Genomic DNA, 13,229 nt, shown 5'->3' with positions numbered 1-13,229 from the left:
GTCACACGGACGGCAGTCTAAGCGTAGTCCGTCGACCTGATAATACAGCGTTTCACCGCACAGTTTTTCGAGGCGCTCACTCAGGATGCCGAATAAAGAAATGCACCATAGTTTGTCGATCGAGCGCCGGTTCATTTAAAGTAGAGTCTGTCCGGCAATTTTCCCACTTTGGAAACCCATGACCAAATACAGCCTGCGGGCGCGCATGATGATCCTGATTCTGGCCCCAACGCTGTTGATTGGTCTGTTGCTCAGCACCTTCTTCGTAGTGCATCGCTACAATGAATTGCAGGAACAGCTGGTTGACGCCGGTGCCAGTATTATCGAACCGCTGGCGGTGGCCAGCGAGTACGGCATGACGTTCCGCAGCCGCGAGTCGGTCAGGCAGTTGGTCAGCCTGTTGCACCGCCGTCATTCAGATATCGTGCGCTCGATTACGGTGTTCGACGCGCAGAATAATCTGTTTGTCACCTCCAATTATCATCACAACTTTACCCAACTGCAGTTGCCGAAAGGGGTACCCATCCCCACCGATCTGATGCTGACACGGCGTGGCGACTCACTGATCCTGCGCACCCCGATCCTGGCGGAGAGCCAGTATCCGGATCAGGCCGCCAGCAGCGATCCTCAGCAGGACAACCGCCTGGGCTACGTGGCGATCGAGCTGGATCTGCAATCGGTTCGTTTGCAGCAATACAAAGAGGTGTTTGTCTCTACCCTGCTGCTGCTGCTGTGCATGTGTATCGCCATTTTGTTCGCTTACCGCCTGATGCGCGACGTCACCGGCCCGATCCGCAATATGGTCAATACCGTTGACCGCATTCGCCGCGGCCAGCTCGACAGCCGCGTCGAAGGCTTTATGCTCGGCGAACTGCACATGCTAAAGAACGGCATTAACTCGATGGCGATGTCGCTCACCGCCTACCACGAAGAGATGCAGCAGAATATTGATCAGGCGACCTCCGATTTGCGCGAGACGCTGGAGCAAATGGAGATCCAGAACGTCGAACTGGACCTGGCAAAAAAACGTGCCCAGGAAGCGGCGCGCATCAAATCCGAATTCCTGGCGAACATGTCGCACGAGCTGCGTACCCCGCTCAACGGCGTGATCGGTTTTACCCGCCAGATGCTGAAAACCGAAATGAGCGTCACCCAGACCGACTATCTGCAAACCATCGAGCGCTCGGCCAACAACCTGCTGACCATCATCAACGACGTGCTGGACTTCTCCAAGCTGGAGGCCGGCAAGCTGGTGCTGGAGCATATCCCGTTCGCGCTGCGCGAGACGCTGGACGAAGTGATAGTGCTGCTGGCGCCCAGCGCCCATGAGAAAGGGCTGGAGCTGACGCTGGACGTGCACAACGACGTGCCGGAACAGGTGATTGGCGACTCCTTGCGGCTGCAACAGATCATTACCAACCTGTTGGGCAACGCGATCAAATTTACCGAAACCGGCAACATCGATATCCGCGTCGAGCTGCGTGGCCAGCAAGAGCGCCAGATGGAGCTGGAAGTACAAATCCATGACACCGGCATTGGCATCTCAGAACGGCAGCAGTCACAGCTGTTCCAGGCGTTCCGTCAGGCGGATGCCAGCATTTCGCGCCGCCACGGCGGAACCGGCCTGGGGCTGGTGATCACCCAGAAGCTGGTGAAAGAGATGGGCGGCGATATCTGTTTCCACAGCCAGTTGAACCGCGGTTCGACCTTCTGGTTCCACATTACCCTCGACCTGCACGAGGGCATGCTGTCGCTGCCGTCGAACCTGCCGGATCTGCAAGGCAAGACCCTGGGCTATATCGAAGCCAACCCGATGGCGGCGCAGGCGACGCTGAATATGCTGAGCGTCACCCATTTGGTGATCACCCATTCGCCAACGCTGGCCCAGTTGCCGAAGAAAAATTACGACTTCCTGCTGGTCGGGGTACCGATCCCGTTCCGCGAGAATATGGCGCAGCACGAAAGCAAACTGCTGGCGGCGCTGAAAATCGCCGACCGGGTGATTCTGGCCCTGCCCTGCCAATCACAAATCAACGCCGAACAACTTAAACAACAGGGTGCGGCCGGCTGCCTGATCAAGCCGATCACCAGCAACCGTCTGTTCCCGCTGCTGCGCATGGAAACACCGCCGCGCCTCGCCGCCCTGCCGGAACATAAGCGCCTGCCGCTGACGGTGATGGCGGTCGATGATAATCCGGCCAATCTGAAGCTGATTGGCACTCTGCTGGCCGAGCAGGTGGAAAAGACCCTGCTGTGCGAAAGCGGCGAAGAAGCGCTGCAGCTGGCGCGCGATAACGTGCTGGATTTGATCCTGATGGATATTCAGATGCCCAATATTGACGGCATTCGTACCAGCGAGTTGATCCGCCAACTGCCGCACCACAATTCGACGCCAATCGTCGCCGTCACCGCCCACGCGGTCAGCGGCGAGCGCGAGCATTTGTTGCAGGCCGGGATGGATGACTATCTGGCCAAGCCGATTGACGAAGCGATGCTGACGCGCGTACTGGCGCGTTACTACAGCGGCGAGCCGGAGCCGGAAACTGCGGTCAATCAACCGCTGCTGTCGCTCGACTGGCCGTTGGCGTTGCGTCAGGCGGCGAACAAGCCCGATCTGGCGCATGACCTGCTGCAGATGCTGCTCGATTTCCTGCCGCAGGTCAGCGGACGGGTGCAAGCGATACTGGACGGCGCGCAGGATGACGGCATTCTCGATTTGATCCACAAGCTGCACGGCAGTTGCAGCTACAGCGGCGTACCGCGCCTGAAACAGCTGTGTTTCTACCTTGAACAGCAGTTACGTCAGGGCGTCAGCAACGACGAGCTGGAGCCGGAATGGCTGGAACTGTTGGATGAGATTGAGCTGGTCAGCCAGGCGGCTCGCGCTCATCTGGCCTGATACGACAGGCAACAAAAAGGCACTCCGTCGTGGAGTGCCTTGTTCACAAGGATTGGCTGGTTAACCTTACTGCATCAGCAGATACAGCGTGGTATCACCGCGCAGGATATTCAGCGCCAGTACCGACGGTTTGCTGTCGAGGATTTTACGCAGTTCGCCCAGGTTCTGGATCGGCTGCTGGTTAACCCCAAGGATAAAGTCGCCTTTTTTCAGGCCGATACGTGCGGCAGCGCTGCCGGCCTTGACGTTATCGACCTTCACGCCTTTCTGAGCGCCAGCCTGACCATTGCTCAGTTCGGCGCCTTCAATACCGGTGTAGATATTGCCGGATTCAACCTGAGTCTGGGCGCTTTGCTCCAGCGTGACGTCCACGGTCACCGGTTTGCCGTCGCGGATAATGCCCAGCGACATTTTGCTGCCGACCGGCAAAGTACCGATTTCCGCACGGAACGACGCGAAGCTGGAGATGGCTTTACCGTTCATGGTAACAATCACATCACCGGCCTTGATACCCGCCTTGGCGGCAGAGGATTTCGGCATCACCTGGCTGACAAAGGCCCCGCGCTGCGCGTCCACTTTCATCGCTTTCGCCAGCTCAGAGTTCAGTTCGGTGCCCATAATGCCCAATTCGCCGCGTTTCACCTGGCCATATTCGACCATCTGCGCCGTCAGGTTTTTCACCATGTTGCTCGGGATGGCAAAGCCGATACCGATGTTGCCGCCGTCCGGTGCCAAAATGGCGGTGTTAATGCCGATCAGTTCACCGTTCAGGTTAACCAACGCACCACCGGAGTTACCGCGGTTAATCGCCGCATCGGTCTGGATGAAGTTCTCGTAGTTTTCGATATTCAAGCCGCTGCGGCCCAGTGCAGAAACAATACCGGAGGTGGCGGTTTCACCCAGCCCATACGGGTTGCCGATCGCGACGGTGTAATCACCTACTCGCAGTTGTTCGGAGTCTGCCATTTTGATCGCCGTCAGATTTTTAAAGTCTTTCAGTTGGATCAGCGCGATATCGGAGCGTGGATCCTTGCCGATCACCTTGGCGTCAAATTTACGGCCGTCGTTCAATTGGACCTGAATTTTATTGGCGTTATCCACCACGTGATTGTTGGTCACCACGTAGCCTTTAGCGGCATCAATCACCACCCCGGCGCCCAGCGCCTGGAATTTCTGCTGGGTCCCCTGACCCGGTGCACCCGGCTCGCCACCCTGACACATCGGCGAAGCCTGGAACGGTGAACCGTCCTGGCAGAACGGCGAGTCTTCACCGAAGAACTGTTGGAACTGCGGCGGCATCTTCGCCGTATTGACCGTGGTGCTGCCTTCAACATTAATGCTCACCACGGAAGGCATCACTTTTTCCAGCATCGGTGCCAGGCTTGGCAATTGTTGAGTGCTGGAAGAAGCGGTTTCTGCGGCGCTGGCCGTCATCGGACCCATCGCCATACCAATACTGAATGCCAATGCGCTCAGAACTAATGCGGTTTTTTTCATCTGTGTGTCTCTTATAAAGTCGTTCAGAAAGTATTACGGTCTTTGTGCATAATCAGAACCTATTAATACCGCTAAGTTCCGGCGCAGGTTATTGGTAATAGTAAACAAATATTGTCCGTCTTTACAAAACTCCAAATAGGACCGTAGCACCAGGCAAAGTGCTTAAAATAATATTTATTAGCTGAATGAATTATTCCGCAGCCATTAATCGCCGGTATTCGTCATAGGCATAAAGATCGGTCATGCCGCTGATATAATCCTGCAGTAACCGCGCACGGAAATAATACTCGCGGATCGCCAACTGCTCGGGTGACAGATGTTGCAGGCCTTCAATCGCTTCGATATAGGCCAGCCGATGCTTGGTTGAAAGCTTATGAAACAGACGCGTTTCGATCGGGTAAGCTCGGTGGCTGTCTTCCTGCACCAACAGGGTAAAGTCCGCCAGCGGCATCGCCAACAGTGGGCTGTAGATATCCAGTAGGCCGCTGATCACCCGGTAGCCCTGCAGCTCCAGCTGTTCCACTTCGGGGTGATTGAACACGTGTTTGAACGCGACATTCTTGAATATTTTCAGTAATTGGTAAGCCGGGCTGGAGTCCTCCAGCAGCGCCTGATTAAAGTTCCCCTGATAGACCGCCTCCAGGTTATCAATAAAACGCTGCGCCGCATGCGGGACCAACCGCGCCACGGTAAAGACCCGTAAATACATGAAGAACTGATCTTCGCTACTGCGCCGCGCACCACCGTGCGCAATCTTGCGAAAAGCGCTGGCCACGGTTTTATCAAACAAATCGCCAGGCGTGACTTCGCCCCACTCCTGGGTTAAATGCTGGTAAAGCTGCTCGACGGTAAAAATGTTTTTTTCCACCGCATCTTCCAAATCGGCCACGCAGTAGGAAATATCGTCAGCGGCTTCCATAATATAGGTCAATGGGAAACGGTCGAACTCGCCCATATTCAGCTCGCGCCGCAGGCGATCGACAAAGGCCTCTTCCGCCAGATAAAAGCCCGGTTTTTTCATCAGGTAGTTATGGCTGGCGGGAATGTCACTCGCCCAATAGGCCGGGCGGGTATATTTCAGGATACAGCCCACCTGCGCGTAGGTCAGGTTAAGCTTCAGCAGGGTATGCACCAGCCGGATCGCCTGGGCATTACCTTCAAAATGGCTGAGGTCGTGACGGATGCGGCTGCGCAGGCGGTTAAGATCGCTCTCGCCTTCGTGCAGACGCAATGCGCTGACCTGGCAGCGATCGTTGCTGGCCGGTTCGCTGCCGCAGCTGGCGGGATCGAGACGCTGGGAAAACCAGTTGTTGATCGCCGACTCGCCAAAATGACCAAAAGGCGGGTTACCGATGTCGTGCATCAGGCAGGCCATTTCGACAATGCTTTCAAAAGGATCCAGCAGTTTGGTCAGGCCGAGAGCGTCGACTCGCCCGTCCTGTTTAAAACGATTGAGGATCTCTTTGGCGATATGCCTTCCGACCTGTTGCACTTCCATCGAGTGCGTCAGGCGACTGCGGACCGCGGCGTTACGCTCGAGAGGAAACACCTGGGTTTTTTGCTGCAGACGGCGAATCGCGGCGGAATTGACTATGCGCCCGCGATCGCTCTCGAACTGCCGGACAATGTCGTATTCTTCCTCGGCTTCAATTGGCTTGCTGAATGGCCGCTGGAAGCTGATTTTCTGCTTAAAGTCGATCCCGGACATCTGTTTCTCCGCCGTTGTACCCTGCCCCCGTGATAACAATTCCCGACGGCATATGCAACGGATTATCTCTCTATGAGAGCCATGATAGACTATGGCGAAATTCCCACACCCAATCAGTGAGCGTTATTTATGAAAGTAGGCATCATCGGCGCAATGGAGCAGGAAGTCACCCTGCTGCGCGATCAAATTGAAAACCGTCAGACCCTTCAACGCGCGGGCTGTGAAATCTATACCGGCCAGATCGGCGGTGTTGACGTGGCGCTGCTCAAATCCGGCATCGGTAAGGTTTCTGCCGCCATGGGTACCACCCTGCTGCTGGAACACTGCAAGCCGGACCTGGTGATCAATACCGGTTCCGCCGGTGGCCTGGCCAGCACGCTGAAGGTCGGCGATATTGTGGTATCCGAAGAAGTGCGCTACCACGATGCCGACGTGACCGCCTTTGGTTACGAGCCAGGCCAAATGGCCGGCTGCCCGGCGGCGTTTGTGGCAGACGACGCGCTGATTGCGCTGGCCGAAAGCTGCATTAAGCAATTGAACCTGAACGCTGTACGCGGCCTGATTTGCAGCGGTGATGCTTTCATTAACGGTGCAGAGCCACTGGCACGCATCCGCGCTACCTTCCCGAACGTAGCGGCAGTAGAAATGGAAGCCGCGGCAGTCGGGCACGTCTGCCACCTGTTCGGCACGCCGTTTGTGGTAGTGCGCGCTATCTCTGACGTGGCCGACAGCGAATCGCACATGAGCTTTGACGAGTTTCTTGTCGTGGCGGCCAAGCAATCTACGCTGATGGTCAACGCCATGCTGCAGACTCTGGCTAAGCGCGGTTGATGTGACGCGACGCTTTTCAGCCCTGCTGTGGCTGCTGGCATTATGGATGGCGCTGCCCGTCGGCGCCGCCCAACGGGTGATCAGCCTGGCACCCAACACCACCGAGCTTGCCTATGCTGCCGGCATGGGCGATACCCTGCTGGCAGTGAGCGCTTATTCCGATTATCCCCCGGCGGCCAGCAAGCTGGAGCAAGTCGCTTCCTGGCAAGGCATCAACCTGGAGCGGGTGCTGGCGCTAAAGCCGGATCTGATCCTGGCCTGGCGCGGCGGCAATCCACAACGGGTGCTGGATCAGATCGCCTCTTTTGGCATCCCGATCTTTTATGCCGATGCCACCACCATCGATGACATCGCCCAGCGGCTGGATGACCTGGCCCAATACAGCCCACACCCAGAACAAGCGCATCAGGCCGCGAACGCGATCCGTCAGCAAATTGCCGCGCTGAAAGCAAAATATCCGCACAGTCAGCCGCGACGGGTGTTGCTGCAATTCGGCACCCAGCCGCTGTTCACCAGCTCTGGCGCGACGTTGCAAAGTCAGGTGTTGTCGTTGTGCGGCGCAGAGAACATCTTTGCCGACAGCCGCATGCCGTGGCCGCAAATCAGCCGCGAACAGGTACTGGCCCGCCAACCGCAGGCCATCGTCATTACCGGCGACCAAAAAGAAATCGCCAGCGTGAAAGCCTTCTGGGCGCCGCAACTGCAGGTACCGGTGCTTGCGGTGAATGGCGACTGGTTCAACCGCGCCGGCCCACGCATCATGCTGGCGGCCCAGCAACTGTGCAGCCAACTGGCGGAGATTCATTAATGCTGGTGTTTTGGCTGGATATTCTCGGCACTGCGGTTTTCGCCATCTCCGGCGTGTTGTTGGCAGGCAAGTTGCGGATGGATCCGTTCGGCGTACTGGTGCTCGGCGTAGTCACGGCGGTCGGTGGCGGCACCATCCGCGATATGGCGTTAGCCAACGGGCCGGTATTCTGGGTGAAAGATCCGACCGACCTGGTGGTCGCCATGATCACCTGCGTGCTGACGCTGCTGTTGGTACGCCAGCCGCGTCGTCTGCCCAAGTGGATCTTGCCGGTGCTGGACGCCGTTGGGCTGGCGGTGTTTGTCGGCATCGGGGTCAATAAAGCCTTTGCGGCCGACGCCAGTCCGCTGGTGGCAATCTGCATGGGGGTGATCACCGGGGTCGGCGGCGGTATTATCCGCGATGTGCTGGCGCGGGAAATTCCGATGATCCTGCGAACTGAGATTTACGCCACCGCCTGTATTATCGGCGGCATTGTGCATGCTACGGCCTATGCGACCTTCGGTATGCCGCTGCAACAGGCGATGATGCTCGGCATGGGCATCACGCTGGCGATCCGCCTGGCGGCCATTCGCTGGCACCTGAAACTTCCCGCCTTTATCCTCGAACGCTAAACCCTCCGCCCGGTTTCGGGCGGAGCTTTATCAAGCTGTCACATTTCAAAACAGAATTTTCGACCAATTAATGAGCAAAGTGTTATTATCATTGCCTGAAAAATGCAGGGAAAACAATGTAATAAACTTTTTAACTCCAGGTTAATTATTATCCCACCCTGTTAAATCTTATTAACTTTTTGCCGATAAGCCACTATGTGATTGCTTACGGATGGCTATTCCCCAAATGATGAAAAATATTCTGTTTTTATTCAGTGCGCTGCTGTGCAGCCCTTTCGTTTATGCCGGCGCCACCAGCGGGCAAATCGGTGTCAGCCTGACCATTACCCCAAAGTGCAGCGTGCGTACTGACGGCCCAGAGCCTCAGATAAAATGCGGCGGTACGGCCGATCCCCAGCCTAAAGTCACCCGCAGCCGGTTGCTGACCGAGGGTGAACATAATCCTCATCAGGAGCTGGTCACGGTGGAATGGTAGCGATAAAAAAACCCGCAAACCGGTGAGGTTGGCGGGTTTTATACTGCAGCAGGCAGGATCAGACGCTGAACGAGGATCCGCAGCCGCAGGTGGTTTTGGCGTTCGGGTTGGTCACCACGAAGCGGGAGCCTTCCAGCCCTTCGGTATAATCGACCGAACCGCCGACCAGATATTGCAGGCTCATCGGGTCTACCACCAGCGCAACGCCCTGCTTCTCGATGGTCATGTCGCCATCGTTGACCTTGTCGTCAAAAGTGAAGCCGTACTGGAATCCGCTGCAGCCGCCACCGGTAATATAAACCCGCAACTTCAGATCCGGATTTTCTTCATCAGCAATCAGGACTTTAACCTTGCTTGCTGCTGCCTCGGTAAATTGCAGGGGCAGTGCTGTTTCATCACTCATACTCTTTACTCCCAACATTGTTCTGCATCAGGTCGCTACAATGGCGGCCGGATTAATGTTATTGATTATCTAATACCTGAGTGTTGCGTTCAAGTATTCACCGCATTTGTTGTATCTTCTTTACCTGTTTTATCTGCCGCTTCACGCGCCTGCTGCGCTTCCTGCCGCTGTAAGGTACGAGCCAATATTGAGGAATACAACGGCTTACCGCCGAGGAACTGTGCTACCAAGGTAGCCCCCAGGCAGGTAATAATCATTGGCAGTATCAGCTGGTAGTTATCGGACATTTCCAGCACCAGCACAATACCGGTCAGCGGCGCACGCACCGTGGCAGCAAACAGGGCGCCCATTCCGGCAATGGCAAAGGTACCGGCCTCGATACCGTAGGCTGGGAACAGATGGGCACCGGCCAGGCCAAAAGCGGTGCCAAACAGCGTACCCAGCGCCAGCATCGGCGCAAAAATCCCGCCCGGCGCGCCGGAGCCAAAACATAACAGCGTGGTGATCACCCGGGTAATAAAAATAAACATCAGCATGCCGACGCTGTAGTTACCTGCCGCGGCGATCGGGATCAGCCCAAAACCCCCGCCGGCCGCTTCCGGCTGGATCAGCCCCAGAATGCCGCAAATGCCGCCAAGCAATCCGCCTATCAGCAAAACCTTACGCATTTTGCCGCCGTGCAGGCGAGCGAACATGTCCTGGGTGCGGAAAATCAGCGCGTTGAACATCACGCCCACCGCACCAAAGATCGCCCCCAGCACCAAGTACAGCCAAAGGGTGTTAATCGGTGCCGAAGAGAGCTTGCCCACCGCGATCACCGAACCCTCGCCGTTGAACAGCTGGAACACCACGCTCGACATAATGACGCCGATAAATACCGCTTTAATCGAGATCAGGTTATAGCGGAACTGCGGACGCATCTCTTCAATGATAAACAAAATGCCCGCCAACGGCGCGTTGAAGGCGGCGGAAAGGCCGGCAGCCGCACCGGTAGCCAATAGCGAATGACGTGCTTCGGCACCGCGCAGGCGGAAAATATCCAGCACCATACGCCCGACATTGCCGCCCATTTGCACCGTAGGCCCTTCACGCCCCAGCACCATGCCTGCCCCCAGCGTGCCCATGCCGCCGATAAACTTCACCGGGATCACCCGCCACCAGCGCACCGGGCGCAACTCTTCCAACGCCCCTTCGATCTCCGGGATACCCGAACCGCCCGCCTCCGGGGCAAAACGGTGCACCAGGTAGTACCCCAACACCGCCAACGCGGCGGAAAGAATAAAGGCCAGCGGCCAAACCAGGATCCAATAATCGGCGACCTGTGCCAGCCCGGACAAACGCTGTTGCTGCACCCAATCCACCGCTTTATCAAAGGCCACGCCGAGCAAACCCGCCAGGGTTCCCACCAGTGCCGCCATCAACAGGATCGCCACCGGCGTTTTATCCCGGCGTATAAGCTGGCGCACCGCGTCGCTACGTTTCAGGCGTGGAGCACGCGCTAGCGGCGGTTGTTGCTGTAATTCAGTCATAATGGGTTATTCATTAATGGAATCAAATGTAATACAAATAGGCCAGCTGATTATTCTAGCCTACCCGCTGACTGACCGCCCCTCTAAATAGGTATCTGACTGTGATCGTTTCATATCGGCGAACACTTCACTAGAATAGCGCGGTCAAATCATTCAAAACAGAATCCAGGAGCCGATTTATGAGCTTACACAGCAAGTCCGAAAGTCTGTATGCCCAGGCAAAACAGGTAATCCCAGGCGGGGTTAACTCTCCGGTGCGTGCATTCAACGGCGTTGGCGGTGTGCCGCTGTTTATCGAACGGGCAGACGGGGCTTACCTGTTCGACGTCGACGGCAAAGCCTATATCGACTACGTCGGTTCCTGGGGCCCAATGGTATTGGGGCACAACCACCCGGCGATCCGCAACGCGGTCATCGAAGCGGCGCAGCGCGGCCTGAGCTTTGGCGCCCCTACCGAGATGGAAGTTAAAATGGCGGAGCTGGTTACCGAACTGGTGCCGACCATGGATATGGTGCGCATGGTGAACTCGGGGACCGAAGCCACCATGAGCGCCATTCGCCTGGCGCGCGGCTACACCAACCGCGATAAAATCATCAAATTTGAAGGCTGTTACCACGGCCACGCGGACTGCCTGCTGGTGAAAGCCGGTTCCGGCGCGCTGACCCTGGGCCAGCCAAACTCCCCAGGTGTGCCGGCTGACTTTGCCAAGCACACCCTGACCTGCACCTTTAACGATCTGGACTCGGTACGCACCGCATTTGAGCAGTACCCTTCCGAGATCGCCTGCATCATCGTCGAACCGGTCGCCGGTAACATGAACTGCGTACCGCCACTGCCAGAATTCCTTCCGGGCCTGCGCGCACTGTGCGACAAGTACGGCGCACTGCTGATTATCGACGAAGTCATGACCGGCTTCCGCGTGGCGCTGGCCGGGGCACAATCCTATTACGATGTGGTGCCTGACCTCACCTGTCTGGGTAAAATCATCGGCGGCGGCATGCCTGTTGGCGCATTCGGCGGCCGTCGTGAAGTGATGGCAGCGCTGGCACCAACCGGCCCGGTCTATCAGGCAGGCACGCTGTCCGGTAACCCGATTGCGATGGCGGCAGGCTTTGCCTGCCTGACCGAAGTTTCGCAGGTCGGTGTCCACCAGACGCTGACCGAACTGACCGATATGCTGGCTGCCGGCCTGCTGCACGCGGCTAAAGAAGAAAACGTCGCGCTGGTGGTGAACCACGTTGGCGGCATGTTCGGCCTGTTCTTTACCGATGCGCCGTCAGTCACCAGTTATCAGGACGTGATGCAGTGCGATGTAGAACGCTTCAAGCGTTTCTTCCATCTGATGCTGGAGGAAGGGGTTTATCTGGCGCCTTCTGCCTTCGAGGCCGGCTTTATGTCCATTGCGCACAGCAAAGAAGACATTCAGCGCACTATAGATGCCGCGCGCCGCTGCTTCGCCAAACTGTAAGTTTCGGCTATCCAATAAAAACGGGCGCTGAGCGCCCGTTTTTATTTCCAAATTTCGCCGTCAGAGCAAAGTACCGTAAATCGTCAGCAGGGCTACCACCACCACGATAATCATCGTCACCTTACGTGCCAGGGTTACCGCCGCCCGCGGGGTCTGCACCGGATCCATATGGGGGTCACGCGCCAGTGAGAACTGTGCCAGCCGCGTCAGCACCTGATACTGCGAAGAATGGAGATCGCCCAGCGATGCAAACCATGCCGGCAGTGCTCGCTCACCATGTCCAAACAGGGCGTAAGCCACACCGGCCAGACGCACCGGGATCCAGTCCAGCCAGTTCAACAGATGATCGATGCCCGACTGCGAACGCTCCAGCGGGGTATTATGGCGCGCCAACCAGGTCTGGTAAGCACGCAGGAAGGAGTAGCCCGCCAGCGCAATCGGCCCATAAGGCCCGCAGACCACGAACCAGAACAGCGGTGCCAGATAATAACGGAAGTTAATCCACAGCAACGCATTTTGCAGTTCACGCAGGCGCAGCTCTTCGCTGCAATCCACCGGCAAACCGTGGATCAGTGCCAGCTCCTCCGCCATCTGGTCGCTGGCATGAGCATCCCCTTGCCGCGCCGCTTTCAGATAGGCGCGATAGTGTTTACGCTTGATGCCCGCACCCACACACAGCAAATCAATGATAATCCACAGCAACAGCGTCACTACGCCGAAAAACAGCCCTTGAGACAGCCACAGAATGCCCCCGACCACCACCATCCAGGCCAGGGTCATCAGCAACGTCTGCGCCAGCGAGAACCGATGCAGCCGATGAAACACCACCTCCAGCCGATGGTCCAACTGCCAATGCTCACCCAGCTTGAACAAACGTTCCCACGCCAGAACCAGTAACAGCGTAAACAGCGTCATTAGCGACTCCTCTCCCTTTCCATTGTTCCAAGCATAGCGTCATCAGGCTTGCCGGGTTGTTCCAGAGATGCCAGATTAAAA

11 protein-coding genes are annotated in these 13,229 nt (G+C 56.9%); 6 read left to right on the top strand and 5 right to left on the bottom strand.

All coding sequences use genetic code 11. The features are described 5' to 3' along the window. Positions 1-178: 178 nt before the first annotated feature. Positions 179-2,899 (top strand): two-component sensor histidine kinase BarA, encoded by a 2,721-nt coding sequence (gene barA / locus SERS4_RS0104430; RefSeq protein WP_017891621.1) that lies wholly within the window; start codon positions 179-181, stop codon positions 2,897-2,899. A 66-nt stretch (positions 2,900-2,965) separates the two neighbouring features. On the opposite strand, the gene degP is transcribed toward barA, so the two are convergent. Both degP and dgt read right to left on the bottom strand, forming a co-directional pair. After that, the gene (degP, locus tag SERS4_RS0104425; RefSeq protein WP_012005237.1) at positions 2,966-4,396 is read right to left on the bottom strand and encodes a serine endoprotease DegP; all 1,431 of its coding nucleotides are present in this window, start codon (positions 4,394-4,396) and stop codon (positions 2,966-2,968) included. Between the two features lie 190 nt (positions 4,397-4,586). Continuing rightward, entirely contained in the window at positions 4,587-6,104 is a 1,518-nt protein-coding gene (dgt, locus tag SERS4_RS0104420) for a dGTPase (protein WP_012005236.1), read from the bottom strand. A gap of 129 nt (positions 6,105-6,233) precedes the next feature. Here dgt and mtnN point away from each other — a divergent pair, with 129 nt between their 5' ends. The 4 genes from mtnN (at position 6,234) to SERS4_RS0104400 (ending at position 8,832) form a co-directional block, all read left to right on the top strand. After that, complete coding sequence (gene mtnN / locus SERS4_RS0104415) at positions 6,234-6,935, top strand: 5'-methylthioadenosine/S-adenosylhomocysteine nucleosidase (RefSeq protein WP_017891620.1); 702 nt, start codon at positions 6,234-6,236, stop codon at positions 6,933-6,935. A gap of 46 nt (positions 6,936-6,981) precedes the next feature. Continuing rightward, the gene (gene btuF / locus SERS4_RS0104410; RefSeq protein WP_017891619.1) at positions 6,982-7,743 is read left to right on the top strand and encodes a vitamin B12 ABC transporter substrate-binding protein BtuF; all 762 of its coding nucleotides are present in this window, start codon (positions 6,982-6,984) and stop codon (positions 7,741-7,743) included. Continuing rightward, positions 7,743-8,357 carry a TRIC cation channel family protein gene (locus SERS4_RS0104405; protein WP_012005233.1) on the top strand — a complete coding sequence of 205 codons (615 nt, stop codon included), beginning with the start codon at positions 7,743-7,745 and terminating at the stop codon, positions 8,355-8,357. The genes btuF and SERS4_RS0104405 overlap by 1 nt, the downstream gene beginning before the upstream one ends. A 226-nt stretch (positions 8,358-8,583) precedes the next feature. Next, complete coding sequence (locus SERS4_RS0104400; protein ID WP_017891618.1) at positions 8,584-8,832, top strand: hypothetical protein; 249 nt, start codon at positions 8,584-8,586, stop codon at positions 8,830-8,832. Positions 8,833-8,890: 58 nt separating this feature from the next. Here SERS4_RS0104400 and erpA read toward each other — a convergent pair whose 3' ends face one another. Continuing rightward, on the bottom strand, positions 8,891-9,235 hold the full coding sequence (erpA, locus tag SERS4_RS0104395; RefSeq protein WP_012005231.1) for an iron-sulfur cluster insertion protein ErpA: 345 nt from the start codon (positions 9,233-9,235) through the stop codon (positions 8,891-8,893). A gap of 89 nt (positions 9,236-9,324) precedes the next feature. Next, positions 9,325-10,764 carry a H(+)/Cl(-) exchange transporter ClcA gene (gene clcA, locus SERS4_RS0104390; RefSeq protein ID WP_017891617.1) on the bottom strand — a complete coding sequence of 480 codons (1,440 nt, stop codon included), beginning with the start codon at positions 10,762-10,764 and terminating at the stop codon, positions 9,325-9,327. A 179-nt stretch (positions 10,765-10,943) separates the two neighbouring features. Here clcA and hemL point away from each other — a divergent pair, with 179 nt between their 5' ends. Next, positions 10,944-12,233, top strand: coding sequence for a glutamate-1-semialdehyde 2,1-aminomutase (gene hemL / locus SERS4_RS0104385; protein WP_017891616.1), 1,290 nt, complete (start codon positions 10,944-10,946; stop codon positions 12,231-12,233). 60 nt (positions 12,234-12,293) lie between these two features. Here the strand turns inward: hemL and ampE are convergent, their stop codons facing one another. Next, positions 12,294-13,148 (bottom strand): beta-lactamase regulator AmpE, encoded by an 855-nt coding sequence (gene ampE / locus SERS4_RS0104380; protein ID WP_012005228.1) that lies wholly within the window; start codon positions 13,146-13,148, stop codon positions 12,294-12,296. Between the last annotated feature and the right edge of the window lie 81 nt (positions 13,149-13,229).

It is taken from the genome of Serratia sp. S4, assembly GCF_000347995.1.
In the GTDB taxonomy this organism is placed as follows: Bacteria; Pseudomonadota; Gammaproteobacteria; order Enterobacterales; family Enterobacteriaceae; genus Serratia; species Serratia quinivorans.
The sequence above is the reverse complement of the archived record's forward strand: the minus strand, read 5'-3'. Positions and strand labels throughout refer to the sequence as shown.